The organism is Halodesulfovibrio oceani subsp. galateae (genome assembly GCF_055397225.1).
Window position 1 is genome coordinate 3190658 of sequence record NZ_AP042453.1, and the last position, 24834, is coordinate 3215491.

Below are 24834 nucleotides of genomic sequence, written 5' to 3' on the forward strand. Positions count from 1 at the left end.
CTCCAAAATATTATAAACCGGCTCGAAATGTCCGGCACAGTTCTGGTTGGTGAAAACACAGTACACACAATCGCTATGCTCTATCAACAGGCAGAATTGCTCTTCGACAACACGATTTTCACTGTGAGTAAGCGCTCAAAGATGGTGTTACCTTTATTTTTTAGTGCGTTATCATTCGGTTGCCAAAAAATATATTTTGGCAGTACAGTAGCCCGTTTTGATTTAATTGTATGCTCAAACAGTTGCTCCATTTCGTGAAGCTATGGTGGTGCACTCTTGTGCAGGCTTCTAATGAGTACAACGGAAGCGCTGTTTGAAAATTGAGGAGTCTTATGCTGACAACAACTCAAGCACCTGATGGTAAGCCGATTTACCAGTGCGACAAATGCGGAAGAGACGTTGTGGCGCAGGATATTGTAGTTACCTTTAGTGGTGACTTCTGTCCTGACTGCTACGCCAAACAGCGACAGGATAAATCTTCCTAATGGTTGAGGCAGAGGATATTTGTATCTTCTGCCTCTTTTTTTATCTTTCCTTCAGCTGTACGTAACGCTACAAAACGCTTCAGACGTATACTTAACCTATATATATTGGAGCACACATGAGCACCCTGCACTCTCATGCCAACGTAGTTGATCTTACACACACAATTACCGAAGACATGCCAGTATACCCCGGCACAGATGCTCCGATAATTGAACAGGGCACCACCGTCGCAAAAGAAGGATTTGCTGAAAAAAAACTGACCTTCTTCTCCCATGTGGGGACACACATGGATGCCCCTGCACATATTTTTGAAGGCAAAAAGACATTGGATGCCCTGCCTGCATCTACATTCACCGGCCCCGCTTGTATTGTAGATGTCTCAGGCCTTACGCTCATCACGCTAGATGTACTCAAGCAGTACGAAGATCGAATTGCGCAATGTGATTTTGTTATCTTCTCCTCAGGCCACGAAAAACTCTGGGGAACCGACGCCTACTTCTCTCCATTTCCGACATTGAATGAAGAAGCCGCCACATGGCTTACAACTCAGCACCTTAAAGGTCTGGGAATTGATGCCATCTCTTTCGACACCATGGACGTAACGAGACTTTTCATCCACGAAATCCTTCTAGGAAGTGGACTTGTGCTTATCGAAAATCTAAAAAATTTGGACACAATTACTGATCCAATATTCACATTTATTGCATTACCACTCAAAATTCTAGAAAGTGACGGCTCTCCTATTCGCGCAATTGCTATGGTGCCTTAGGTCATCGCTCAGCAAAAGTACCAACAGATATCGCTATAAAAAGATGCCCAGCAAGAAAACTTGCTGGGCATCTTTTTTTTCAACTATATATTTTCATTCCTAACATGGTAGGAATTCCATTCTATTTTTGAGTAGCACAATGAGATACAACCTGATCTTTAATCCATTGCAACCAAAAATGGTAAGCTTCTTCATGGTAATTCTTCGATAGCGGATTCATGAAGCCATGCTCAAAAGGCGTTATGTAACTCTGGGCTAACGGAATATCCTGAAGAGTGCGGGCAACTGATTCTACATCAAAATGAGGTTCATTCTCTGAAAAAACCAGATCCACAGGAACCTTAGGAGAGTAATCCATCATATTGCGGATAGGCGATCCGTAGAAACAAACCGCGCCCTTAGCCGCACCTACATTTTCTGCACAAACAGCAGACCATACAGCACCGGCACCAGCACTAAAACCCACAAGACATGTCGGCTCAGTCGCCAACTGCAATGCATCCAAAACACGTTGTCCATACAGACTATGCCCACAATCCGCAGTATATCGAGCATACGCGTCTTCTTCACTGCCAAAATCAGGATCAGTCCCGTCGTACGGATCAACGATTGTAATATTGCTCGCAATATCTTCAAACTTTGACGTCATCAAATCCACATGGGGTGTTTTTCCCCATATTTCTGTTGCGAAAATAATATGCATTATTATAGACCCCTTATAATAAAACCAATGCGAATATCACATGACTAATATGTTGCAAATACTACGCAGTTAGTTCCTGTATTATACGAATATTGTTTTGATTATTACAGCACACGGCACATTTCCAATCGTACCAACACTTCAGAGGTGCTGAAGTGCATAGTTGGAGTTAAAAATCCGTCAGCATCTAGCAAGCATGACGACAAAAATCTGCACTTCGTACAGTAGTAGCCTATAGCTGGATGCTGCTGTCAGTATGCGGATAATTAATAATATTATGGAAAACAGCTCTCTCGCCTACAACTCGATATGCGTGAGGTTGATCTGCATAGAAACGTGTTTTTTCACCAACCACTAACGTATGCCATGTTCCATCAAAATAAAGTTCCAACGTCCCCTCTACCACAATTGCATGTTCAATAACTCCCAATTGATGTGGAGAAGATTGTTGCTCATGGTTGTCGCATAACGTTATTTCAAAAACTTCCATTCTCGTTTCTGACGAATAAGGAAAAATTGTATGAATTTGCATTGCCGGATCATTGGGGAACATCACTGACGGTTCTTTTTTTTCTGATTGCTCTGAAAAAAAAGAAGAAAACGAACTTTCAAACCCGCTGGCTATTTTCCACAAGGTTCCAATCGTAGGGCTGGATTCTCCACGCTCTATCTGGCCAAGCATTGCCTTGGAAACGCCTGTCTTTTTTGCTGCCGCATCAAGACTCCAGCCACGCGCTATTCGTAATTCTCTTAATCGTTGAGAAATTTGTGCAACAAACGCCTTGGAATTCATTCCTTTCTCCCAGAAAAATATTGTGCGTTATAACGCACAATGATACATCAAGCCAATCAAGTACGTTATAACGCACAAAACATGTACATCAAACGAAAGGAAAACGCATGCTAAATAAATTGTCAATTAGCCACGTATCATCAGGATTAGCGGCTATCCTTGTAGGATATACCTGTTCAGTTGTACTTGTAATTGAGGCGGCCATGGGAGCAGGAGCAACCCCTGTTCAGGTTGGTAGCTGGCTTTTTGCAATAGGTATTGCCTCTGGACTTACCACCATCATATTTTCACTCCGCTACAAAGTACCTGTGCTCACGGCGTGGTCTACCCCCGGCGCGGCATTGCTTGCAAGTAGTGTTGCCGGATTCTCATTATCTGAAACCATTGGCGCATGTATCGTCACGGCCCTGCTCATCATTCTTACAGGTGCCACAAAGTCCATCTCCACATTTATTCAAAAAATTCCTACATCGCTTACGACTGCCATGCTTGCAGGAATTCTTATCCCGTTCGGCATCAAAACGTTCACCCCTTGGCAGAGCACACCTGTTCTCTTTGGCTGCATGCTTGCGGCATACCTTATAGGCAAACGATTCTATCCTCGATACACCATGCTGCTTCTCATTCTCGTAGGCGGCTTTGTTGCGTACGTCCAAGGCTCTCTTCCATTAGGAGACAGTCCACTTTCCATCACCGGCCCTGTATTCATGAGTCCGACATGGAGCGTTGCTTCTGTTGTAAGTTTAAGTCTTCCACTTTTTCTCGTAACCATGGTATCCCAGAATATTCCAGGGATCGTCATGATCCAAAGTCATAACTATTCCGTTCCGTTCCCAAAAATTTTGCTGGGCACAGGATTTATGAACCTGCTGACAGCGCCGTTTGGTGGATTTACTTGTAACCTTGCGGCTATTTCTGCTGGGATTTGCATGGGTGAGGAAGCTGATCCCGATCCAAAGAAAAGATATCTGGCATCAACAAGTGCGGGGGTTTTCTATATTCTTGCGGGTCTCTTCAGTACCAGCCTTGTCGCACTCTTTGTTGCTATGCCTAAAGAGCTTACACAAATGCTGGCAGGTTTCGCCCTGCTGGGAATTATCCAGAGAAGTCTTTACCTTGCCATGGATGACGAGAAAACACGGGAAGGAGCGCTCATTACGTTGTTAATCACTGCCTCAGGAATCACATTCATCGGCATCAACGCACCAGTATGGGGGCTGCTCGCAGGATACATCACTAACCGTTTCTTTAATCCAACCACATAAGAACTAAATTTCATCAGCTACGACTTGCTACGTAGCCTCATAATGCCTCTGTACGACACAACGATAGTCCCATCCTGCGTACAGGGGCTTTTTTCTGTGTTCAAAAAATGACGATAGAGATAAAAATTGGCTATAAAAAAAGCCGTTATCGTATGATAACGGCTTTTTTTATTTCATGGTACCCGGGGCCGGAATTGAACCGGCACGGCCGTGAGGCCGAGAGATTTTAAGTCTCTTGTGTCTACCTATTCCACCACCCGGGCACAGAAAAGGTGAGCACTTCTATACCGCTAAAGGCGATATCGTCAACCTCATTTCTGCACTTTTTTATTTTTTTTCGTAAGCTATGCGCATGTTCCAGATGAAATATCAATTCCGGACTCTTTCCATGTCCCTTTTTCAAACTGGTAGAGATGGGATATTTCAAGATTCTTCTGGATGGCAAACAAACGAGCTAATGTCTGAACAGGGAAAAATGGAACAACAGCATCGCAGATAGTATGCAACACGCCTTCATCATAGTCAGTTAGAACAAATTGAATCCGCAACCCATCATCAAGACCAAAAAAGTCTATATGATCTGCTCCGCATACGTGCAGAGTGTCCGAGAGCTTTTCTTTAAGCTCATCCTCACACTTTATAAGTTCAGCATAACTCAGATCTGGATTGTATTGAACATAGCCTAAAACTTCGCAATCAAATGTTGCCATCAATGACTCCTGCTTTATGAAATATCAAGACCATACAAGCCATCACATGAACGTTATGTCAACAGCATATATAACGTTTACACAACAACGTACACTTTTTTGAATACTAAACATTGCTGGTTGCACATAAAAACGCCCTGCTCTCTCAATAAGAACAGGGCGTTTTTATTCATATACTAATTAACGCATTTCACTAATCAAACTATTCAACCGTTCTGCAAGGCTGGCAAGCTCTGTGACTGCACTTGTTGACTGCACCATTGCCTGAGATGTTTCAAATGAGATTTTATTTATCTCTTCAGTTGCACGAGAAACCTCTTCAGCCGCTGCAGACTGTTCTTCTGCAGCTGTTGCAATAACGCGAACCTGATCAGCAGAGTCGTTCGCGTAGGAAAGAATACTGCCAAGCAACTCGCCTGAACGATGAGCCTGCGCGGTACTTCTTTCAACAGCTTCTACCGTACGCTGTGCCTCTTCCATATTCTGCTGTGTAACCTGCTGGATCGACGTAATCGCCGCGCCAACCTGATCCGTCGCATTCATGGTGTTTTCAGCAAGCTTTCTCACTTCATCCGCAACCACGGCAAAACCACGTCCTGCATCACCTGCACGGGCAGCTTCAATTGCTGCGTTGAGTGCAAGCAGGTTGGTCTGATCCGCAATGTCATTAATGACATTCATTACTTCACCAATAGAAGCAACCTGCCCTGTCAGTTCTTCCATACTTACAGTTAATTGATGAGAGATTGCATCCACAGCACCGATAGTCTCAAGAACTTCCTGCACTGCTTCTGCACCATCCTGCGCTGTCGCACGGGTCTGCTCAGAGTTTTCCGCAGCATGAGATGCATTTTGAGCTACTTCAAGCACTGTTGCATTCATTTCTTCCATAGAAGTGGCGGTTTCAGATGCGCGTTCGCGCTGGATGTCCGCCCCTTTGCTGGACTGTTCAATCTGTGCAGACAGCTCCTCCGCCGCGGAAGAAAGCTGGCTGCTGATATCTACTGCGTTCTCTGCGAGATCACGCATTTTGCGCTGCGCTTTTGTAATATCAGTCTGATCCACAATAATCTTGAGTGCACCGACGACTTCGCTTTCAACACGGATAGGAATAGCAGAGAAACTTGCGTGAGAACCTTCACCGTTGATCAAAAGATCCGCTTCAGATGCTTCTTCAACCCCACTCTCAATGGTTCGGTCACAAACACAGCGATCTGTACGACAATCAGTGGAATTAAGCGTATCGAAACACTTGTTCCCTGCAACACGTTCTGGGACAACTCCTGCCCCTACATGCGTACCAAACTTGTTCATGAACAATATATTCGAGTTTGTATCAACGGACATCAATACCATCGGCATAACATCAAGGAATTCTACAAATACATCACACAAGGCGTTGGTGTTATGAATAAGCTCTTCATACCCGCCTTTAAACTGTGTGGCGTCTCCACGTTCCCGTAGATTACCATGACTGATTGCCGCACTCACAGCTTCCACTGTTCCGGTTACTTCACGTAACGTATGAGGAATTGCCTGTGCTGCCGCAGCAAGCTGCCCGAGTTCATCATTTTGATTAATACTCAATGATGCATCAAAGTTGCCACGGGCAATCTGTTTTGAAAATTCAACAACACGTCCTAACGGTCGAGTAATGCTGATCGCAATCAAATATGCAAACACAGCAACAATCAAACCGATTACTAACGAAACAATCCAAACATTTTTCTTCAGTAGTGCAACAGGCGTGGTGACTTCCGCTTGATCAATCTCAGCAACAAGTGCCCATGTAGAAGAACCGAACTCAACAGGAGTAAACGCAGAAAGCACTGTTGACCCTTTGTAGCCAACAATCTCTTTCGTACCACTCTTACCGGACAAAGCGAGCTTAGTCGCTTCAGTATCCACGCCGTTGTTTTTTACAGATCCAGCAAAAGAAGCCGCTACGTTTCGCGTATCAGGATCAAGGAAAGTCCGGGAGCGCATTTTGTTATCGCTACCCACAATATAACACTGGCCGGTTTTCCCCATGCCAGCGCGTTGCTTCATAATTTTATTGATGGAATCAAGAGACATCTGAAGTCCGACAATGAACTGTACTTCACCGTCTTTCACGACAGGCTGCGCAAGGAACGCATACGGTAATCCATTACTCGGTCCATACGGGGCAAAGTCACTGATGGCTGTTTTACCGGTTTCCAGCACTTTCCTGAACACTTCACCAAACTTACTGTTGGAGAATTCACCGGTTTTAATATTGGTGTGGTAATCTGCTTCGCGTAAGACGCTATAGAAAATATATCCGTCTTTCTGAACAAGAAACAAATCTGCAAAGCCACTTTCAGCTGCAAAATCTTTTAACAAACTGGAGCCATCAGCCCCTTCGTTTGCCAACACTTCTTCAAGACTCGTTTTGATAACAAGCGCCCACTTCACACCGGTTATCAGCAGCGGCTTTACAAGCACCATGCAAAGAGTGCCAACACTATCCACATACAAGCCTTCTAGGGGCTCGCCTGTTCTTTTTACCGTGTTGAGATAATCTGTAGAAACCTCCTTTCCAATACCAAACTTGCCATCGCCGATAGTAAAAAGAGTGCTACGTAAGGTAGGAGTCTCACCTTCAAGGGAAATAAAGTACGCTTCACCAGTCTCACCAAGACCTGTTCTGTCCTGTGCGATATGGTTCATTGCAGAATCGGGGATAGCTGCCGCAATATAACCACTCAGGTTACTTCGGGCATCAATAAGACGAGTAATAACGAACGCCATCGGTGCGCCATCGGCAGGAGCATATGCTTCAAAATCTGCCAGCTTACTACGATGAGACTGTGTGCTGATATCCTGAAACGCCTTGCCAAGTGCTGTGCTTTTCAGCTTACCTGTAGCAAGACTTTCACCGAGATCACTCCTCTTCTTAGAAGAATAAACAATCTCTCCAGTTTCACTGATCAACAGAACATCTTCCCAGCCATTCTTTCTACACAAGTTGCGCATCCGCCAACCTGATGACATGTCCAGCTTGCTCCAGTCCTGAGAATCTCTGGAACCAGTATTAGAAAGCTGAGTAAACGAGTATGCAAGTCTGTTCAAATCAGAATCACGACCAAGCATTGTAATCTTAGAGAACTGTTCTATAAAGTATCTTTCTATTTCTTTGGCTCTCTGGCTTTCAATAATATGCATCTTATCAGATGCAGAATCTTCTAAATGGCCAACAGTGCCTACAAGACCGCGTAATGCACTTTTCCAATCTTCTTGAATTTCGAGAACGTCTAGCTTTTTTGATTCTTTAACCGTTTCAAGCTGTGCATACGCCTGTTGCATTAATGCATCAGACGCACTGTTACTAGATATCCACCCTATAACAACGAGTGGAAGAAGACCCACTGCAAGGAAATAACCAATTAATTTTGGTTTCATTGAAATATTAGACAATAGTTTCATGTCACCCCCGAGGTTCTGTAAAAAAATGTGTCAAAAAGCGTAATAGTTGTATCGGCGTAATAATTGTAAAATTAACCTTTTACTTATTGATACAGAAATACACGAATACATTACTTTTTAATTTAAAAGCAACGTGCGATTCTGCACAGCCGATACTGAATCTATATTTATTTTTCGATATTTCTCCTCGACTATGAGCAAAACCTCCCAACACCCTCTTCTCACAAACAGCTTCTACAAATGCTGCTCTGCAATCTTTATCTTCTAGCCCTGTGCATAGCCATCTGGTAAACACCTGCACATGTCATCGATAGAAAAAAATACCAACGCCAACGGAAAGCTCGTTGTTCTCGGGTTAGACGGTCTTCCACTGTCTCTAGCTAAACGCCTTGCTGCTTCAGGTCGATTCCCTGCCCTTGCACGAATCACCGCAAGCGCAACAGAAATGCAAGCCGAACTACCGGAACTCTCACCCGTAAACTGGACAAGTTTCTACACAGCAGCAGACCCCGGAGAACACGGAGTCTATGGGTTTACCAGAATCCACAGCCGAGACTACTCCATGGGGCTCTGCAACTTTGAGCAACCACAGCATCCGACTATCTTTGATAGGCTTGCTGAAAAAGGACTCCGCACGCGTAGTATTAACCTACCGAACACATATCCGGCGCGCCCAATCAAAGGGATGCTTATTTCCGGTTTTGTGGCAGATGAATTGTCACAGGCGGTCTACCCAAAATTCTTGATTAACCTGCTCGGCTCAGATTTTTTGCTCGAAGCAGACACAACAACAGGCGCTACAGACCCAGCGTTCCTGCTTGAACAACTACGCAAAACGCTCGCAGCAAGAAAACGCGCCTTCTCTCTATTATGGAAAGACGGCGCATGGGATCTTTTCATCTTTGTGCTCACAGAAACAGACCGCCTCTTCCATTTTCTTTACGATGCAGTGGAAGAAACAGATCACCCATGGCACAAAGAGTGCCTCAGCTTGCTGGAAGAATGGGATGCTCTGATTGGTGAATTTCTCGATGCCTACGACACACTGCCAGAGCCAAAGCGACTTATGTCCTTAGCAGACCACGGATTTACGCGACTCATTACAGAAGTTGACGTAAACGCCTTACTGCGCCAAATGGAGCTGTTCAAAACGCATTTGCCACCAGAGGCATGTAGCGAGCTTGATCCTCAACAGATATCTGCGCACTGCAAAGCTTTTGCGCTTGACCCGGGGCGTATTTACATCCACGCTGCCAGTCGATTTGCGAACGGCAGTGTTGCGGATTCAGACGTTTTTGCGCTAGAACAACACATCATAGAACGTCTCATGTCCGTGACCTACAACGGTCAACCCGTGTTCAAAAAAATCCACAAAGGGCGAGAGCTCTATACCGGTAAAATGGCACAGTTTGCGCCCAACCTCGTCTGCGAGTCCGTCGCTGGGTTTGATCTCAAAGCCAAATTCAACCGACGCGAACCATTTGGATTTTTTGGACGTACCGGAACGCACACAGTGCAAGACACATTCTTTTATGATAGCCAAAACGCACAGCCTCAACGTGTGCGAGATGTTGGCACTGAAATTTTACGACATTTTCAACTTACTGAAAGGTAGTGCAGAGCCTCCGGCGGCGCTTAATTTTATTTTGCCTCCGGCGGCCTAAGAACCTTTCTGTAGAAAGGTTCTTAGGAATCTCCAAAGACTTTTAACTGCGAGGCTCGCCCGTTTTTTATGCAGCCGCGCGGCTTTTGCACCACTACCTTTTAGTTAACCAAAATATATTGTTACCAAACCGTCAGTCCTTTAGCCTACTAATAAGATTTTTAGGAAAGGGGTCTGGGGGAGCTTCCCGTTACAACACTTCTGCCGTTCTTGAACAATACAAGTAGCGTGCAAAGGCGATTGAACAACGAAGTATCCTAATCGGCAAAGCCGAAAAAACTTTCATACGCTCTCGGTGCCCTTACCTTTTTTCAGGAGGGGGAGTGCAGAGGGGGAACCTCGTTTTTTTGAAAAAAACGGGGTTCCCCCTCTGCCCGCCGGAGGCATAAAAAAAACACCATCATGATCGATTACAAAAATGAATTGAACCCTGCCCAGTACGATGCGGCAACCACACTTGAAGGCCCTATGCTTGTTATTGCGGGCGCCGGTTCCGGCAAAACCCGTACGCTTGTGTACCGTCTTGCAAATATGATCGAACAAGGCGTATCGCCTCACGAGATCTTGCTACTCACCTTTACCCGCAAAGCCTCGCAAGAGATGCTGCATCGCGCCACAGAATTGCTTGGACACTCTGTCGGCAACATTACCGGCGGCACCTTCCATGCTTTCGCGTACTCTGTTCTGCGTCAGAATCCTCCGGCAGAATATCAGGGTTCGCTTTCCATTATGGATTCTGCGGACGCTAGTGGTGCACTCAAATACTGCAAAGATATGCTCGCAGTAGGCAAAGGTGACAAATCATTCCCTAAGATCAAGACTGTTATGGGAATGCTCTCCAAGAGCCGTAACAAGGAAATTGAACTACACGACATCCTGCGCCGTGAAGCGTTCCACCTTGCTGCATACCGTGACGACATTGCCAACATTGGCTCAGAGTACGAACAGTACAAGTCACAGCATGGTTTACTCGATTATGATGACCTGCTTTTCAAACTTGAGCAGCTTCTTACCGTGAACAAAGATGTTCGCGAATACTACCAGAAGCGATTCAAGTACGTCATGGTAGACGAATATCAGGATACCAACCTCGTTCAGGCACGCATTGTTCGCCTCCTCGCAGGCGGTCACGGTAACATTATGGCTGTTGGCGATGATGCGCAGTCTATTTATGCATTCCGTGGTGCAAACGTTCAGAACATCCTTGATTTTCCAAAGCTGTTCAAAGGCTGCAACATGGTTAAGCTGGAAGAAAACTACCGTTCCATCCAGCCTATTCTCGATTTAACCAACGCCATTCTTGCAGATGCGCCGCAGGCATTCCAAAAAAATCTGTTCTCAAACAAGAAGGATGGAAGAAAGCCGGAAGTGCTTATTCCCCTTTCTGACCTGACACAGGCTAAAATGGTTGTGGATAAAATCGGCAAACTTCGCAAGAAGTACCAGAACAAAGAAATTGCAGTCTTGTTCCGCGCTGGCTACCAATCCTACCATGTTGAAGTTCAGCTCAATAAACTTGGCTTGAAATTCCGTAAATTCGGTGGATTAAAATACTCAGATGCCGCACACGTTAAGGATGTCATGAGCTACGTACGCCTGCTCCTGAACCCCCTCGACTTACCAGCATTCCAGCGTCTTACTGCCAACATCAAAGGTGTAGGCCCAAAGACTTCTATTCGAATTTATGAAGCTACACAGGCTGAAGACCCGAGCAAGCTGAAAAAAGCGCTCGTACGCTACCCTGATCTGCGCGAAGACCTCGACCTGATCGATTCCTTACGCCGTCAGCGCCTTGAACCTGTTGAGCTGCTTGAAGAAGTCCTTGAACATTACAAGCCGAAGCTCAAGCTTATCTATCCGGATGACTATCCACGTCGTGAACATGGTCTTGAACAGCTTGTGCAGATTGCGTCCGGCTATTCAGACATCGACCTCTTCTTATCTGATATGTCTCTGGAAGATCCGACACAGAAGAAAGAAGACGAGGATCAAGATATCATCACCCTGTCCACAATCCATTCAGCAAAAGGTTTGGAATGGGACGCAGTACTTATTATCGATTTGGTAGAAGATCGCTTCCCATCTCGTCATGCGGTACAAAAAGCCGACGAATTCGAAGAAGAACGCCGCCTCATGTACGTTGCATGTACCCGTGCACGTAAATACCTCGGGCTGTTTGTTCCTTCTTCACTCTACGCACGCGGAACAGGTGGTAACGAGCCAGCAATCCCAAGCCCGTTTGTACGTGACATCCCGGCTTCCCTCTACGAAGAATGGCGCGAAAACTATGCAGGTACCGTAACGCAAACAGCACGCCCAACAAGTGCTGCGCCTCACCGTTCTCCACAAAAAAGCGGCTCCAATGCACCAAAGCCATCGGCTAGCACCGCATCAAGCAGCGGACTCGGCGGCGTTAAATTAGGGTACTGCGCACACAAAATCTTCGGTCGTGGAAAAATTATTCAGCATGTGCCACCGGACAAGTTCCGTGTAAACTTCCCCGGCTTTGGACTTAAAGTCATTATGGAAGCTTATTTAGTTATGGAAGACTAATCCAATATCCATGACGAAATCTGACAAACACGCTATCTTTACGGTCTGCGAAACTTTGTCAGGCGCCAACACTCAGGAGCTTTCCCATGACGCATAAAAAACTATCTTCCGAAGTTGCTTTTTTAGATTGCATTGATCGACATTTTCCGAACAGCCATGCGCACCTCATCATAGGACGCGGTGACGACTGCGCTGTTCTTTCATGCCCTGAACGCATTTGTTTATCTTCAGACCTGTTTCTTGAAGATATTCATTTCCGTGAGCAATATTTTTCCCCCGCCGACATCGGCTACAAAGCGCTCGCGGTCAGCCTTAGTGATATCGCAGCATCCGGCGCAACACCGCTTGGGTTCTCTCTCGATCTTATGATTCCCGAAGGCCGGAATCAGATTTACTGGGATGAATTTTTCGGCGGTATGGCAAGCCTTGCAAAACAGCACAATGTGCCCCTCGCGGGTGGCGATCTTTCAAAATCGCCTATTTTAGGAACATCCGTAACCATCTGGGGCGCGCCAACCCGCACCGCAGGTGGAACTCCGGTATTCCTCAACCGCACAGGCTGCTCCGAAGGGGACATCATTTTTCTCATCGGGCCACTCGGGCTTGCTCGAACAGGGCTATCCGCGCTCGAAGCCATCGGCCGTAATGCCGTGGATGAATACCCCGCAGCTACCAACGCACATCTGCGACCAATACCCCAAATTGAAGCCGGACAAATTTTGTCTGCCTACAGCGGCGTGACGCTCATGGATTTATCCGACGGGCTTGCGCGCGATATTCCGCGGCTGCTTGGTGAAAAAACTAAAGCATCAGCAGATAAGCCGTCTGCGAAAGGTGCCAGCATCAACATTACAACCGACATGCTGCACGCAGAACAAATATCCTACGCGCTGGAAAAAGATATCAATCCAATCTTCGAAGCATTTAAAGGTGGCGAAGATTATGCACTGCTTGGAACATGCCCCGCTTCCATATTTGCGGAACTAGGTGTAAAACTTCCTCAAATACAAAAACTCGGTGCCGTAACCAGCAATGGAAAGATTGTTCTGAATGGACAAACCGTTACTGAGCACGGGTTTGACCATTTCGCGTAGCGATTTTATTTTGACGTTTTGTGCCTCCGGCAGGTCTGCGACGCTTTTTTATTGAGTGTTTATGCCTCCGGCGGGGAGGGCTTTGCCCCTCCACCCCACAAGAGGTACGACCTCTTGACTGCGTTTGTGTGCAGAAGAGGTGTTGTCCGTAAACGATTACCATTTAAGGTAGCGCGAAATCTGTGACTGAATGCCTAATTGTTCGTTTGATAGGAAATTACCATGACAGCTGAAATTCAATTTATCGGTAGAGTTCGTACTCAATTTGATGATCTGAAAGAATGTCCGAAGCAGGGCAATGAAGGCGGTAAAGAGGCGTGGGTTGAAGTATCGCCGGAATTTACCGAAGGCTTAGCCAATCTCTATGTCGGGCAAAGCATTGATCTGCTCACATGGTTTCATAAGGCGAAAAGAGATACCATGGCGGTTCATCCGCGTGGGGATAGGTCTCGTCCAAAAAATGGTGTCTTTGCAACGCGCTCACCTTCCCGCCCGAATCCTATCGGCGTTCATACCGTAACAATTCTTGAAATTGCAGAGAATAAATTACGGGTTGAGCCGCTTGAAGCGTTGGACAAAACTCCGCTTATCGACATCAAAAAGACACCTACGCCCGATAATTTAATTACACCTGTAGGCATTCGATACGCAGACATCACCGAAATCACAAAAGTTTGCCACAGTGCATGGACTCGTCGGCTTTTTTCAGGATTCAACGGTAATGCGTCAATCCGCCTTGGTGATGCTTGTCTAATGACAGCAACAGGCTCCGCCAAAGGATGCCTTGAACCAAAAGATTTTGTTCTTGTAGAAATTTCCAGCGGCAACATTCTGGCGGGCAGCAAACCTTCATCCGAAGGCGAAATGCATCTTGAGATTTATCGCAATCAGCCTAAGGCGCGCGCAATTCTTCATACGCATCCTCCCAAAATACTTGGACTGGGTGTGCTTGTTGAACCCGCTAAAATGCTGAAGCTTCCGATTTTTGAAACAGACTTAATCGGCTCCCGTATGACAACGGCACCTGCTTTTGAACCAGGTACCGTAGAGCTTGCAAAAGCAACCGGAAAAGCCGCCATGACACACGATGCTGTGTACATGGAAAAACACGGACTTGTTTGCTGGGCAGACACACTGAGCCATGCTCTTTCCCTCAGTGAAGAGCTGGAACACCTTGCCTCTATCCACGTAGACGTAGTCCGCTAACTACATATAAATTTTCTTGATTAACTAGCCCGTTTGCAGAGACATTCACACACTGAATGTTTCAAAAAAGCTTAGTTATCACCCTAAATAAACATAACGCCTAAAAATTATATTTAACCGCCCAAAAAACACCCTATTAAAAGGGTCAAGGGGGCGACCCCCTTGCGGGTGCAGGGCAGAGCCCTTGCCCGTCGGAGACCCGCCGGAGGCAAAAATTTAGAAAAGCGTCGCAGACTCGCCAACGGCATCCCACTGATAAGTGCCGCCGGAGGCTCATCCAAGCGTAACGCTGGTTCAAAACATAAAAAAAGCGGTGCAGCCCGCATGTTTTGTACCCTCTGGGTGTTGCCACCCGTTAAATTATTAGTTAGGCATACAATTTACAAATTTGGAAATCTTTCCCGAAACATTATAACTAAGACTACCAAAGGGATTTAAATGACAGACTTTACCCCTGACTTTGCGAAAACAGGTGGTCTTGTTCCCGCTATCGCTCAAGACTCAGCGACTGGCGAAGTGCTCATGATGGCCTATATGAATGAAGAAGCTTGGAACAAGACTCTTGAGACGGGCGAAGCCCATTACTTTAGCCGAAGCCGCAGTGCGCTTTGGCATAAAGGCAAAACGTCAGGACATACCCAGCATATCAAGGCCGTGCGCCTTGACTGCGACAGCGACACAATTCTGCTGATCGTAGAGCAAAAAGGCGGCGCGGCCTGCCATAAAGGGTATAAAAGCTGTTTTTATCGTGAACGTAACAAAGAAGGCGACATTACAATCTGCTCGCCGTTAGTTTTCGACCCTAAGGAGGTCTACTCATAATGTCTTCTACCAATCCGATTATCAAACTTGGTCTGCCTAAAGGCTCTCTTGAAAAACCAACCCTCAGCCTCTTCGAGCGTTCCGGTTGGAAAATTCACCAGCACCACAGAAACTACTTTCCAGAGATCAATGATCCGGAAATCACCGCGCGCCTTTGCCGTGTACAGGAAATCCCTTCATACATTGAAGACGGCATCCTTGATGTCGGCCTTACAGGTAAAGATTGGCTGCTGGAAACTGGTGCTGAAGTAAAAGTTGTATCAGACCTTATCTATTCCAAAGTTTCCAACCGTCCTGCCCGTTGGGTTCTGGCTGTTGCTGGCGACTCTCCGTACAAACGTCCGGAAGACCTTGCTGGCAAACGCATTGCAACCGAACTGCTTGGCGTGACTAAGAAATATTTTGAAGATGCTAACATCGACGTTGATGTTCAGTACTCATGGGGTGCAACAGAAGCTAAAGTTGTTGAAGGACTTGCTGATGCGATTGTAGAAGTAACCGAAACAGGTACTACTATTCGCGCTCACGGCCTGCGTATTATCGCAGAAGTTCTCGTAACCAACACTCAGCTTGTTACAAGTGAAGCTGCATGGGCTGATCCTGAAAAACGTCGTAAAATCGAACAGATTGATCTGTTGCTTCAGGGTGCACTTCGTGCAGAGTCCCTCGTTGGTCTCAAAATGAACGTGCCGAGCGATAATCTTCCTGAGATTCTCAACGAAATTCCATCGTTGAACTCTCCAACCATTGCACCACTTACAGACTCGACATGGCATGCAGTGGAAATCATAGTAGACCAGAGCATTGTTCGTGACCTTATTCCGCGTCTGAAAGCAGAAGGCGCAGAAGGTATCATCGAATACGCACTGAACAAAGTTATCTAATTTTTGTTGAGCTGACTGGCCTCAGGCTGAAGTATTTCGTCTATGGCAGGCAATTTGGTTTCCGATCAGATAGTCTGGTACTACGAACGACTTTCTTTGAATCCTGACTGGCGCTGTCTCAACCTGAAGAATTAGAAGAGCACGCAAAAAGGGTGAGTTGATTACAATCAACTCACCCTTTTTTATTTGCATCCTACTTTCGCAACAGCGAAAATTATTTGCTCTCTATATTCAAATAGAGCTGGGTAGGCACGTTTTTATCAGTCAACGGCGTCTGCACACCACGACGACTTTTTCTGTTTACCAGAATCGGGCCTGTAAGGTTTAAAGCTGTATTTTCTGGTCTTCCATGCGGAATGGTCACTGTTACCAACACGGCGACATCGGAGGGATCTTCAACCTGTAAGGTTTCTTCATCCACCGAGTTAATGATGACAGGGTAGTCATCAATAAAGCTGTATGGGTCCGCCACAAGAAAACCCAGACTCGGAGCATCCATACTTTGCAGAACAAGAAATGGAGAGGCATCGCGAAGCTGAAGCAACGTAAAGTTGTGTTGATCCTCGAAACCCAAAAGTCCACGCGGGAACTCAATGACTTTATCTATTGAGACACTCTGTGTACCTATTCGGGTTTCGATTACTATTTCTTTTTGCTTTTCCATAATTCTGTAGCCATTAAAAAGTCTGTGTCGAGCGTTTCACTTGCCTGACGGTTCTGTTCTTTAATTCGCAGGTAAACTTCTTCGCGGTATACTGGCATCCCATCCGGTATATCCAACCCAATTTTTACCTGCTTTCCTTGTACACTGAGGACTGTGACCTTTATGTTGTCCCCTATGCACAAGCTCTCCCCCGCGCGTCGGGTCAGGATAAGCATAGGCGTCACTACTCTTGCTGAGGTTTATGACAAAAACCTGCTGTCGCAGGAACAACTGCGACAAGCGGCATCCGCCATTTCACAGTGTTTTTCTGTTAATTCGGCATACCCGCGATAACCTGCATCATATCTTCCGCAGATGTAATAAGCTTCGCTGCCGCCTTGTATGAATGCTGGAATTTCGTCATTTCGGAAATATCAGCATCCAAGTTGTTGCCATGTATTGTGGCATTCTGACGAGAAAGGTCAAGTAGCAGTGCTTCATTAAATTGCGTTTTGTATAATGCTTTCGTTGCATCATCTTTTGCCTGTGCACTCAAAGTGGAGTAATAATCCCGTACGCTCACGGTTTTAGTTGCTTCACCCGGAGTATTGAAAGAAAACGATGTGTCTTTCAATGCAGCAATAGATTTTGCAGTATCGCTACTTTCAGTTGCAACAGAGCCAGCATTGTTTACTACCCCTGCGTTAATAGCGGCGGCGTTTTCACTGACGCGTTCGTGCACGTTCATATCGTTTGCTGAGGTTCCAGCAAAAAATGTGTTCATACCTAACGCAGAAAACAAACCGGAACTATCTTCACCAAAAGAAAGTGTATGGTCCTCGGCAGCTGTTATTTGCAGTGCATTGTTTTCAATGCTTGCAGTACCAAACTGTCCAAGGGAACTATTGATCGCATCACGCACGTTGTTCAAAGAATGAACTGCCGGATTAAAATCACGAACGTACGGCGCAACGCCGGAAAAATCGACAATACCGTAGGCTGTAGTAGGCGCAGGCTTGCCTGTCTCTGCATTAGAAGCAAACAGCGTCATTTTACCGGTAGATATTGTGTCGCCTGTAGCGAGACCGGAGCCATTGCTTGAGAGCGGAGCATCCGGATTTACCACTGTGTTTGTGGCAGAAATTTCTGTCTGAGGAACAACAGACGCGCCCTGCGCGTGCAATTTGTTCACTTCAGTAATGATGGTAGAGGCAAGACCATCAAGCTTCTCTGTGTAATTTCCTAATTTATTGTCACGCAGCTGCATGAGACCGGCAATCTGACCGCCGGTAATGCGTAATTCGTTGTCACTACCGTCAAAGAAGCTCTGCGGTGTAAGGTTTACACGACCCTGCGGTGTGAAACCTGTGACATGCTGCTTAGGAATAATGGAGAAAGTGTCTCCTGATGCAAGCATCCCTGAATTAGAGTTAAAACTAACATCCAGATTCTGTACGGAAGGCGCTGTTCCATTGGACGCTACCGCGAATTGAATATCGTTTCCTTCCGCATCGGAAAGCCATGAGCGTTTGCCGTCTAGAGAGGCTCTGAAGCGCACTTCGCCTGTCCCTACAGCGCCGCCTTGAGTTACTTCCAGAATAACCTCGCGTGAGGAATTTCCGGAAAAACTAACGGTACCGTCAAAGGTGGAAGCCGGAGTAAGACGCGGCGTCAAAGAAGGTTCGCTCAGCTGCAATGTATATGCTGAAGTAGAGTCCACCAATGTGAAGCCGGAGCGGGTAGAAACCTGCATCTGCTCACGGGTGTTTACGCTGGTTTCAATATCCAGTTTTTCAGAAATGGCATGTACAATTGCATTGCGTTCATGAATCAAATCACTACGGGCACCAACACCTTCCGGTGCGGCGAGGCGTGCATTCACATCCACTAACGCTTGTAATTTATCGTTCAGTTCAACCAAAGACTCATGAACAGCTTCTGAAAGCGCTTTTGATGTAGAATCAAGCATATTGCGCTGTTCACGAAGCATCTGAGACATAGAGTCTGCACTGGCGAGAACTTCCTGTCTGGCTGCTTCGTCCTGCGGGTTCTGGCTTAATGTTTTCCAGTTATCAAAGAAGCGGCTGATATTGTCCTGAGACCCAAGCGCATCTTCTGTGGCAAACATAGAATCAATAGTAAGCAACATATCCCGCTGACTGTCCCAGCGTGCAAAATCTGAGGTACGGGCAACGGTTTGCTGCTCTACCTGTTCCACAAACCGGGATACTACCTCGTTACCAGTCGTACTGATATTCATAAGACCCGGTAAGTAATAAATACCGGAAGTCTGACCAGACTGTTCTGGAGGCACAACTGTTCCCGTATTGCGTACAGGAATGTTGCTATCAGTAGTGTTAAGTTCCTTAGGAGGAGTATAGACGGAATTACCGCCTAAATTGAGTAACGAGGTTATAGCCATTTACAGTCTCCCGTGTATCAGTACGGCCTCCGGACGACTTTGCGTGTATGCACCGGTTCTTCCGTAGGTAGCGTTGTTGCGAGGTTGAATTTGACTTTGCAAATGATTGAGCAGAGCCTGACTCTGATCATGCAGCGCAAGTGCCAGTTCTGCGTTCATAGAAGCCTGACGGGAACAACGTTTTTCTAAAACATCTATGCGTTCAAGCAAGCCAGTGAGTTCTGCCTGTTCTTCTTCTGCGAGCATCTGGAGAACGTCTGCAAGACGTTGTCCGCCCAGAGAAGCTTTCAACTCTGTCCGTTCATTTGCAATTTGGCGCATGAGTTCGTGAATTGAGAACTCTATTCCGGTAATTGATTCCGGTTTGCGCTCGCGTAACTCGGCAAACTCTTCCGCAAGTAATGTCTCAAGCACCTCAAGTGCTTTTTCCTGACGATGTAAATTCTGGTAAGTTTCTGTATACATGGTATGTCCTTTACGTTACCCGACCGATGGGAAGCCCCGCCATTAGGCGAGATCTGATCTGTTGAGGGTTCCATGCAAGTTCGCCTTGTCGCACTTCAAAGTGCAAATGCGGCCCTGTGGAGCGCCCTGTACTACCTACTTCAGCAATTTTCCTGCCAGCCGCGATATTTTCGCCAACTTCAACGTTCAAATTACTGTTGTGACCGTAGTAGCTTCGCCATCCGTTAGGGTGTTCCAGAACTACCAATTTGCCGTATCCTTTCTTTTCACCGGAATAGATAACTTTGCCATCCCATGCTGCGGCAACGGAATCACCAGTTTTACCGGCAATATCAACGCCGCTGTGCCATGCTTTTTTTCCGGTAAACGGATCTTTTCTCCATCCAAAGTTGGAAGAAATAGGTCCGGGAAGCGGCCAATTAATTGTCGCCATATCCGGGGAAGGCTCAAGCGGCCCACCCATTCCCATAACTTGTGATACTGCGTTTGAAGCATCAAGAGTCGTCGGGTTTGTTAATTCTTCTTCAACGGCAAGCTGTTGTGCCGCTGGCGCTGCCATTGCCTGATTTACAGGGTCAGTTTCCGGAGGATCTGCCAGAATCCGATCCGGATCAGCGATGTAATCCATCACAAGCTGACGTTCCAGCTCATCCACGTTCTCCACAACATCCTTGTCAGTCATAGCCTGCAAATTCGTGTTGATTACGCGGGTAACCGTGGTGTCCGTTTCCATGTCCTGTTCTTCCATCGGGGAATACAGATCTTCTGGAGTTTGAACGGCTGCCAGTTTAGCGGTGGAAGAAAGGTCTTTTACTTTAGTGAACACATCTGTTGAAGATAGATCACGGACCGCAGCAACACTGCCGCCCTTGCTGTTGGTGTCGCGGCTGGCGTCGCCAAGCTTGTCTGAAAGCTGCTTATAGAGCATGTCAGACAACCCAATGCCGCCGGATTTGGACATCTTCACAGATAATTCCTGATCAAACATCCCCTGCCACACCTTCTCCTCACGACTCTTGAACATACCGCTTTTCGGAATCGTGTTTCGCATCTGCTGCCACATTTTTTGAATAAAAATGGCTTCAAATCCTTCCACAGCTTCACGCAGCTTTGCATCACCAGCTTCGCCGCCCTTTTGCAGGGCGGTAAGCTGGTTAGTTTTTGCTTTAAGCTTTTGCGCCCCAAGTGAGGCATTCAGCAATTCAGAATCTACAGGAGCTACCATCTTAGATTACCTCCAGTTCCGCATGCAGCGCACCGGCTGCTTTCAGAGCATTGAGGATAGAGATGAGGTCACGCGGTGTTGCGCCTATGGCGTTCAGACCTTCAGTCAGTTCCTGCAAGGTCGCGCCTTCAATCAGTACCAGACGTTTGTTTTCTTCTTTCACTTTCACATCGGTCTGCGGTGTTGTTACAGTTTCACCTTCAGAGAACGGATTAGGCTGTGAAACCTTTTCGTCTTCTTTAATAACAATCTGCAAAGAACCGTGCGCAATCGCCACTGGTGAGAGACGAACATTACTACCGACAACAACGGTACCTGTATTCTCATCAACAACAACGCGTGCTTTCTGATCAGGTGTCACTTCAATGTTCTCAATAGCTGCCATCAACGGTACGATGTTATTTCTGTACTGTGGAGGGACATCCAGAGAGATAGTGGAAATATCTCTGGCAAAGGCGAAGTTTCCGCCAATTGCTCTATTCAAACTTTGTACAACTTCATTTGTTGTGGAAAAATCACCATTGTGCATGTTCAGCGTCAAAGTATCCTGACTATTGAACTCAAACGGTACTGCACGTTCCACGTTCATACCGTTTGGAATACGTCCGACGGTGGTAATGTTTTTCTGTACCTTGGCTGCTTTGCCCTCTGCGGAATAACCGCCGATGGCAACTGCACCCTGTGCAAGGCCGTATACCTGCCCGTCGATACCTTTAAGAGGTGTCATAAGGAGCACGCCGCCAAGCAGGCTTTTTGCATCGCCGAGACTGGAAACAGTTACGTCGATTCTTGAACCCGGCTTTGAGGAAACAGGAAGTTTTGCTGTTACCATTACCGCTGCAACGTTCTTGGATTTAATGTCGCGCGGGCTAACGCTTACGCCCATTTTTTCCAACATGTTCACAACTGCACGTACCGTGAATGTTGAGGAGGTGCTGTCACCAGTACCGCCCAAACCGGAAATAAGGCCATAGCCTACAAGTTGGTTATCCCGAACGCCGCCAAAGTCAGCTATGTCTTTGATACGCGCTGCACTGGCAGACTGCGGAAGAGCAACAGCCACTACGAATGCGAAGATCAAAAATGCTGTGATGTGTTGAATACGTTTCATACTATTTTCTTCCTATCCTAGAACGGCCACACGGTATCCATAAGGCGTGTAACCCAGCCTGGCTTCTGCTTGTCAGCAATAACGCCTTCGCCGAAATATTTAATACGGGCATTCGCAACCTGACTTGAGATAATGCTGTTGTTATCTGCAATGTCACGGGCACGGATAAGACCGGTGATCATCAAGTACTGCGTTTCGTCGTTTACCTGTGTTTCGCGTACACCTTCGATCTGAAGCAGACCGCCGTGGCTCACTTTCAACACACGGCAAGCAACAGTTGCGGTAAACTTGTTCTCACGCGTTGTTTCGCCTTCACCCGAAAACTTAGTCGTCCCGCTTGCCTTCAACATAGGGTTGGCTACTGAGCCCAACAAAGGAATTGATGACTGGCCAAAGAAGGCATCTACACCAAGGTTGATTGAAGAATCCTTGTCGCTTGTGGTGTCTGCCTTGTTTTTAGCACTGGCATTTTCCACAATGTTCACCATAACGATGTCACCAACACGACGGGCGCGGTTGTCTGCAAACAAAAAGTCTGCATTGGTAGGCTGAAAGAGTGAACCGGGGTTAGCCCGAGCCATTTCAGGCGTAAGCATTTCCGGCGGTATCGCAACCGGCATAGATGGAACCGGCTTTTCGTGTGCAGCCTGACACCCTGTCAGCATAAGTGCTGCCAGAATGATGACAGTGTAAAAACGAACATTCATGGAATACCTCGTACTCAAAAACTTTGTTATATCGGCTAACATCAAGGGTCTTAGCGATTTCTTTCTATAATCACCGTGCTGTCATCCAGCACAGTTGCGTAAACTTGTCTTTTACTTTGCAAATTGCGAACCGGAATCACTTCTCCGATGCGTCCATCCTCCATTGCCTTAGCAACTACGGACAAACGAATCGCGGTTCCCCTGTATATAAGATCAATACGGGAGCCTTTTGCCACCACAGGAACGGCTTCAATGTCGCCTTCAAAAATTGGTGTTCCGGCGCCAAGGGTTCGCATTGCACGGTATGGACCGCCTCTGCCGTCCCACGCTTCGCCGCGCAGATACGCCAAATTTTTGCGTTCGTAGGTAATCTTATCCGGTGTCAAAAGCTCGTTTCTGTTCACAGGGGTGGCAGCGCACGGCACTGTTACCCATAAATCCAGAAACGCACCGCCGGTCACACGGCGAACAACTTGCCCGTTAGGATCAAGTTCTCTGAAACGAATCCCGATACGTCCTGCCTGCACAGTCGTTAGCGGTTCAATATCAATTCTGTTTTTTGCATCACGAAGAAAGATAAAATTCGGAATTGTTGTATCGCGCAGAATGGCTTCACCATCCAGTTGCTGCGTTGCGTTACTGATAGTGCGCGTTACCATTTGCGAGAGCGTATTTTTCTGCACAACCTTGCCGCCGCGCTGAATCGCGATAGAGCCTGGAAGAATTGCCTTGCTTGCCATGCTTCCCAAATACCGCTGCAACGCATTGCGAAGCTTAGCTCGGGTGATAGCCATCGGACGCCCGTATTTACGAGGGGAAGGCCACAGTTTAACTTTGGCAAACTTGTCCCACGACTGTGACGGGATATCTCCTGCAGGCGTTGCAATCTCGCCCAGCAAAACTATATCGCCTGTCACTACAGCGGCAGGAAGAACCGTAAAATGCCACTCTGCTTCTGCGGCAACAGCATTGCTTGCTACTGCGAGCAGAAACACTGTCACGCAGCATATTGCTGCCCGCTGCATGGAGATAACGAATAAATTACGCATACGCATATTCCGAAGGTTATACGTTAGCTTTTGAGCTGTGCTGCGAGTTGCAACATAGAGTCAGAAGTCTGAATTGCTTTTGAGTTCATTTCGTAAGCACGCTGGCCAACAATCATGTTTACCATCTCGTCTACGATCTCAACGTTAGACATCTCAAGGAAACCCTGAGCAAGAGTACCGGTACCATCTTCGCCCGGAACACCTTCTACTGCTTCGCCTGAAGCTTCTGTTGTGGAGTAGATGTTACGACCGAGTGGATCGAGACCCGCCGGGTTGATGAATGTGTACAAAGGAACATCTGCACCTGCTAATTCGTTACCCTGCGCATCTATTGCTGCAAGACGACCGTTAGCGGAAAGTGTGATGCTTTTTGTATTCTGCGGAACAACAAACTCCGGCTGAAGCTTGTACCCGTTTGAGGTAACAACAGTTCCGTCTTTATCGAGCTTGAAAGCACCTGCGCGGGTGTAGCGAAGCTCGCCGTTCACTTCTACCTGAAAGAAACCGTCACCTTCGATGGCGAAATCAAGCGGGTTGGTAGTGTTCTGAAAATCACCCTGAGAGAAAAACTTGTGTGCACTGGCAGGGCGAACACCCATACCAACCTGAACAGGGGTCGGAACCTGTCCACCATCAGAGGTAGGAGAACCAGCGATTTTCATGGACTGGTACATAAGGTCTTCAAACTCTGCGCGGCTTTTCTTAAAGCCAATGGTGTTTACGTTTGCAAGGTTGTTGGAAATGGTATCAATATTGAGCTGCTGGGCGTACATGCCGGATGCAGAAGTCCAAAGGGAACGCATCATAATTACTATCC

At 46.7% G+C, this 24834-nt stretch carries 22 protein-coding genes and 1 tRNA gene; 9 read left to right on the top strand and 14 right to left on the bottom strand.

Annotation, left to right across the window (positions count from 1 at the left end; genetic code table 11):
- The first annotated feature begins 332 nt into the window (after positions 1-332).
- Together ACZ5V1_RS14085 and ACZ5V1_RS14090 are read left to right on the top strand one after the other, a co-directional pair.
- A complete protein-coding gene (locus ACZ5V1_RS14085) occupies positions 333-485 on the top strand; it encodes a hypothetical protein (protein ID WP_464389383.1) in 153 nt (50 codons plus the stop codon).
- Between the two features lie 116 nt (positions 486-601).
- Positions 602-1255 carry a cyclase family protein gene (locus tag ACZ5V1_RS14090; protein WP_464389384.1) on the top strand — a complete coding sequence of 218 codons (654 nt, stop codon included), beginning with the start codon at positions 602-604 and terminating at the stop codon, positions 1253-1255.
- A gap of 121 nt (positions 1256-1376) precedes the next feature.
- Here ACZ5V1_RS14090 and ACZ5V1_RS14095 read toward each other — a convergent pair whose 3' ends face one another.
- Both ACZ5V1_RS14095 and ACZ5V1_RS14100 read right to left on the bottom strand, forming a co-directional pair.
- Complete coding sequence (locus ACZ5V1_RS14095) at positions 1377-1958, bottom strand: dienelactone hydrolase family protein (protein WP_464389385.1); 582 nt, start codon at positions 1956-1958, stop codon at positions 1377-1379.
- Positions 1959-2190: 232 nt separating this feature from the next.
- Complete coding sequence (locus ACZ5V1_RS14100) at positions 2191-2751, bottom strand: helix-turn-helix domain-containing protein (RefSeq protein WP_464389386.1); 561 nt, start codon at positions 2749-2751, stop codon at positions 2191-2193.
- A 107-nt stretch (positions 2752-2858) separates the two neighbouring features.
- Between ACZ5V1_RS14100 and ACZ5V1_RS14105 the strand changes: the two genes are divergently transcribed.
- Positions 2859-4016: a benzoate/H(+) symporter BenE family transporter gene (locus ACZ5V1_RS14105; RefSeq protein ID WP_160713781.1), complete on the top strand. Its 1158-nt coding sequence runs from the start codon at positions 2859-2861 to the stop codon at positions 4014-4016.
- Between the two features lie 176 nt (positions 4017-4192).
- On the opposite strand, the gene ACZ5V1_RS14110 is transcribed toward ACZ5V1_RS14105, so the two are convergent.
- The 3 genes from ACZ5V1_RS14110 to ACZ5V1_RS14120 all read right to left on the bottom strand — a co-directional run bounded on the left by ACZ5V1_RS14110 (position 4193) and on the right by ACZ5V1_RS14120 (position 8173).
- Positions 4193-4279, bottom strand: a tRNA-Leu gene (locus tag ACZ5V1_RS14110).
- An 81-nt stretch (positions 4280-4360) separates the two neighbouring features.
- Positions 4361-4726: a hypothetical protein gene (locus ACZ5V1_RS14115; RefSeq protein ID WP_464389387.1), complete on the bottom strand. Its 366-nt coding sequence runs from the start codon at positions 4724-4726 to the stop codon at positions 4361-4363.
- Positions 4727-4906: 180 nt separating this feature from the next.
- Positions 4907-8173 carry a methyl-accepting chemotaxis protein gene (locus ACZ5V1_RS14120; RefSeq protein WP_464389388.1) on the bottom strand — a complete coding sequence of 1089 codons (3267 nt, stop codon included), beginning with the start codon at positions 8171-8173 and terminating at the stop codon, positions 4907-4909.
- 301 nt (positions 8174-8474) lie between these two features.
- Between ACZ5V1_RS14120 and ACZ5V1_RS14125 the strand changes: the two genes are divergently transcribed.
- The 6 genes from ACZ5V1_RS14125 to hisG all read left to right on the top strand — a co-directional run bounded on the left by ACZ5V1_RS14125 (position 8475) and on the right by hisG (position 16395).
- On the top strand, positions 8475-9788 hold the full coding sequence (locus ACZ5V1_RS14125) for an alkaline phosphatase family protein (RefSeq protein ID WP_464389389.1): 1314 nt from the start codon (positions 8475-8477) through the stop codon (positions 9786-9788).
- A gap of 450 nt (positions 9789-10238) precedes the next feature.
- Positions 10239-12389 carry an ATP-dependent helicase gene (locus tag ACZ5V1_RS14130; RefSeq protein ID WP_464389390.1) on the top strand — a complete coding sequence of 717 codons (2151 nt, stop codon included), beginning with the start codon at positions 10239-10241 and terminating at the stop codon, positions 12387-12389.
- A gap of 86 nt (positions 12390-12475) precedes the next feature.
- Positions 12476-13483, top strand: coding sequence for a thiamine-phosphate kinase (gene thiL / locus ACZ5V1_RS14135; RefSeq protein WP_464389391.1), 1008 nt, complete (start codon positions 12476-12478; stop codon positions 13481-13483).
- A gap of 222 nt (positions 13484-13705) precedes the next feature.
- On the top strand, positions 13706-14689 hold the full coding sequence (gene tsaA / locus ACZ5V1_RS14140; RefSeq protein WP_464389392.1) for a tRNA (N6-threonylcarbamoyladenosine(37)-N6)-methyltransferase TrmO: 984 nt from the start codon (positions 13706-13708) through the stop codon (positions 14687-14689).
- Positions 14690-15127: 438 nt separating this feature from the next.
- Complete coding sequence (gene hisI / locus ACZ5V1_RS14145; protein ID WP_464389393.1) at positions 15128-15511, top strand: phosphoribosyl-AMP cyclohydrolase; 384 nt, start codon at positions 15128-15130, stop codon at positions 15509-15511.
- Complete coding sequence (hisG, locus tag ACZ5V1_RS14150) at positions 15511-16395, top strand: ATP phosphoribosyltransferase (RefSeq protein WP_464389394.1); 885 nt, start codon at positions 15511-15513, stop codon at positions 16393-16395. Before hisI ends, hisG begins: the two co-directional genes overlap by 1 nt.
- A 214-nt stretch (positions 16396-16609) precedes the next feature.
- Here hisG and fliW read toward each other — a convergent pair whose 3' ends face one another.
- From fliW to flgG, 9 genes are all read right to left on the bottom strand, one after another.
- Entirely contained in the window at positions 16610-17059 is a 450-nt protein-coding gene (fliW, locus tag ACZ5V1_RS14155; RefSeq protein ID WP_464389395.1) for a flagellar assembly protein FliW, read from the bottom strand.
- On the bottom strand, positions 17038-17274 hold the full coding sequence (csrA, locus tag ACZ5V1_RS14160; RefSeq protein ID WP_066854570.1) for a carbon storage regulator CsrA: 237 nt from the start codon (positions 17272-17274) through the stop codon (positions 17038-17040). The genes fliW and csrA overlap by 22 nt, the downstream gene beginning before the upstream one ends.
- Positions 17275-17369: 95 nt before the next feature.
- Complete coding sequence (locus ACZ5V1_RS14165) at positions 17370-19460, bottom strand: FlgK family flagellar hook-associated protein (RefSeq protein ID WP_464389396.1); 2091 nt, start codon at positions 19458-19460, stop codon at positions 17370-17372.
- On the bottom strand, positions 19461-19925 hold the full coding sequence (locus ACZ5V1_RS14170; protein WP_464389397.1) for a flagellar protein FlgN: 465 nt from the start codon (positions 19923-19925) through the stop codon (positions 19461-19463).
- A gap of 10 nt (positions 19926-19935) precedes the next feature.
- A complete protein-coding gene (locus ACZ5V1_RS14175; protein ID WP_464389398.1) occupies positions 19936-21150 on the bottom strand; it encodes a peptidoglycan DD-metalloendopeptidase family protein in 1215 nt (404 codons plus the stop codon).
- Between the two features lies 1 nt (position 21151).
- Positions 21152-22261 carry a flagellar basal body P-ring protein FlgI gene (locus ACZ5V1_RS14180; protein WP_160713835.1) on the bottom strand — a complete coding sequence of 370 codons (1110 nt, stop codon included), beginning with the start codon at positions 22259-22261 and terminating at the stop codon, positions 21152-21154.
- A 17-nt stretch (positions 22262-22278) separates the two neighbouring features.
- A complete protein-coding gene (locus ACZ5V1_RS14185) occupies positions 22279-22968 on the bottom strand; it encodes a flagellar basal body L-ring protein FlgH (RefSeq protein ID WP_464389399.1) in 690 nt (229 codons plus the stop codon).
- A gap of 50 nt (positions 22969-23018) precedes the next feature.
- Positions 23019-24017 (bottom strand): flagellar basal body P-ring formation chaperone FlgA, encoded by a 999-nt coding sequence (gene flgA / locus ACZ5V1_RS14190; protein ID WP_464389400.1) that lies wholly within the window; start codon positions 24015-24017, stop codon positions 23019-23021.
- Between the two features lie 23 nt (positions 24018-24040).
- On the bottom strand, positions 24041-24823 hold the full coding sequence (gene flgG, locus ACZ5V1_RS14195; RefSeq protein ID WP_464389401.1) for a flagellar basal-body rod protein FlgG: 783 nt from the start codon (positions 24821-24823) through the stop codon (positions 24041-24043).
- Positions 24824-24834: the final 11 nt, after the last annotated feature.

What these genes read in the sequence shown, in the direction of transcription:
- ACZ5V1_RS14115 (WP_464389387.1), bottom strand. Translation starts at nt 4,726, where the DNA reads ATGGCAACATTTGATTGCGAAGTTTTAGGCTATGTTCAATACAATCCA.
- hisG (WP_464389394.1), top strand. Translation starts at nt 15,511, where the DNA reads ATGTCTTCTACCAATCCGATTATCAAACTTGGTCTGCCTAAAGGCTCT.
- fliW (WP_464389395.1), bottom strand. Translation starts at nt 17,059, where the DNA reads ATGGAAAAGCAAAAAGAAATAGTAATCGAAACCCGAATAGGTACACAG.
- ACZ5V1_RS14130 (WP_464389390.1), top strand. Translation starts at nt 10,239, where the DNA reads ATGATCGATTACAAAAATGAATTGAACCCTGCCCAGTACGATGCGGCA.
- tsaA (WP_464389392.1), top strand. Translation starts at nt 13,706, where the DNA reads ATGACAGCTGAAATTCAATTTATCGGTAGAGTTCGTACTCAATTTGAT.
- ACZ5V1_RS14165 (WP_464389396.1), bottom strand. Translation starts at nt 19,460, where the DNA reads ATGGCTATAACCTCGTTACTCAATTTAGGCGGTAATTCCGTCTATACT.
- ACZ5V1_RS14090 (WP_464389384.1), top strand. Translation starts at nt 602, where the DNA reads ATGAGCACCCTGCACTCTCATGCCAACGTAGTTGATCTTACACACACA.
- ACZ5V1_RS14175 (WP_464389398.1), bottom strand. Translation starts at nt 21,150, where the DNA reads ATGGTAGCTCCTGTAGATTCTGAATTGCTGAATGCCTCACTTGGGGCG.
- ACZ5V1_RS14170 (WP_464389397.1), bottom strand. Translation starts at nt 19,925, where the DNA reads ATGTATACAGAAACTTACCAGAATTTACATCGTCAGGAAAAAGCACTT.
- ACZ5V1_RS14120 (WP_464389388.1), bottom strand. Translation starts at nt 8,173, where the DNA reads ATGAAACTATTGTCTAATATTTCAATGAAACCAAAATTAATTGGTTAT.
- ACZ5V1_RS14100 (WP_464389386.1), bottom strand. Translation starts at nt 2,751, where the DNA reads ATGAATTCCAAGGCGTTTGTTGCACAAATTTCTCAACGATTAAGAGAA.
- ACZ5V1_RS14085 (WP_464389383.1), top strand. Translation starts at nt 333, where the DNA reads ATGCTGACAACAACTCAAGCACCTGATGGTAAGCCGATTTACCAGTGC.
- ACZ5V1_RS14125 (WP_464389389.1), top strand. Translation starts at nt 8,475, where the DNA reads ATGTCATCGATAGAAAAAAATACCAACGCCAACGGAAAGCTCGTTGTT.
- ACZ5V1_RS14095 (WP_464389385.1), bottom strand. Translation starts at nt 1,958, where the DNA reads ATGCATATTATTTTCGCAACAGAAATATGGGGAAAAACACCCCATGTG.
- ACZ5V1_RS14180 (WP_160713835.1), bottom strand. Translation starts at nt 22,261, where the DNA reads ATGAAACGTATTCAACACATCACAGCATTTTTGATCTTCGCATTCGTA.
- csrA (WP_066854570.1), bottom strand. Translation starts at nt 17,274, where the DNA reads ATGCTTATCCTGACCCGACGCGCGGGGGAGAGCTTGTGCATAGGGGAC.
- flgA (WP_464389400.1), bottom strand. Translation starts at nt 24,017, where the DNA reads ATGCGTAATTTATTCGTTATCTCCATGCAGCGGGCAGCAATATGCTGC.
- thiL (WP_464389391.1), top strand. Translation starts at nt 12,476, where the DNA reads ATGACGCATAAAAAACTATCTTCCGAAGTTGCTTTTTTAGATTGCATT.
- ACZ5V1_RS14185 (WP_464389399.1), bottom strand. Translation starts at nt 22,968, where the DNA reads ATGAATGTTCGTTTTTACACTGTCATCATTCTGGCAGCACTTATGCTG.
- flgG (WP_464389401.1), bottom strand. Translation starts at nt 24,823, where the DNA reads ATGATGCGTTCCCTTTGGACTTCTGCATCCGGCATGTACGCCCAGCAG.
- ACZ5V1_RS14105 (WP_160713781.1), top strand. Translation starts at nt 2,859, where the DNA reads ATGCTAAATAAATTGTCAATTAGCCACGTATCATCAGGATTAGCGGCT.
- hisI (WP_464389393.1), top strand. Translation starts at nt 15,128, where the DNA reads ATGACAGACTTTACCCCTGACTTTGCGAAAACAGGTGGTCTTGTTCCC.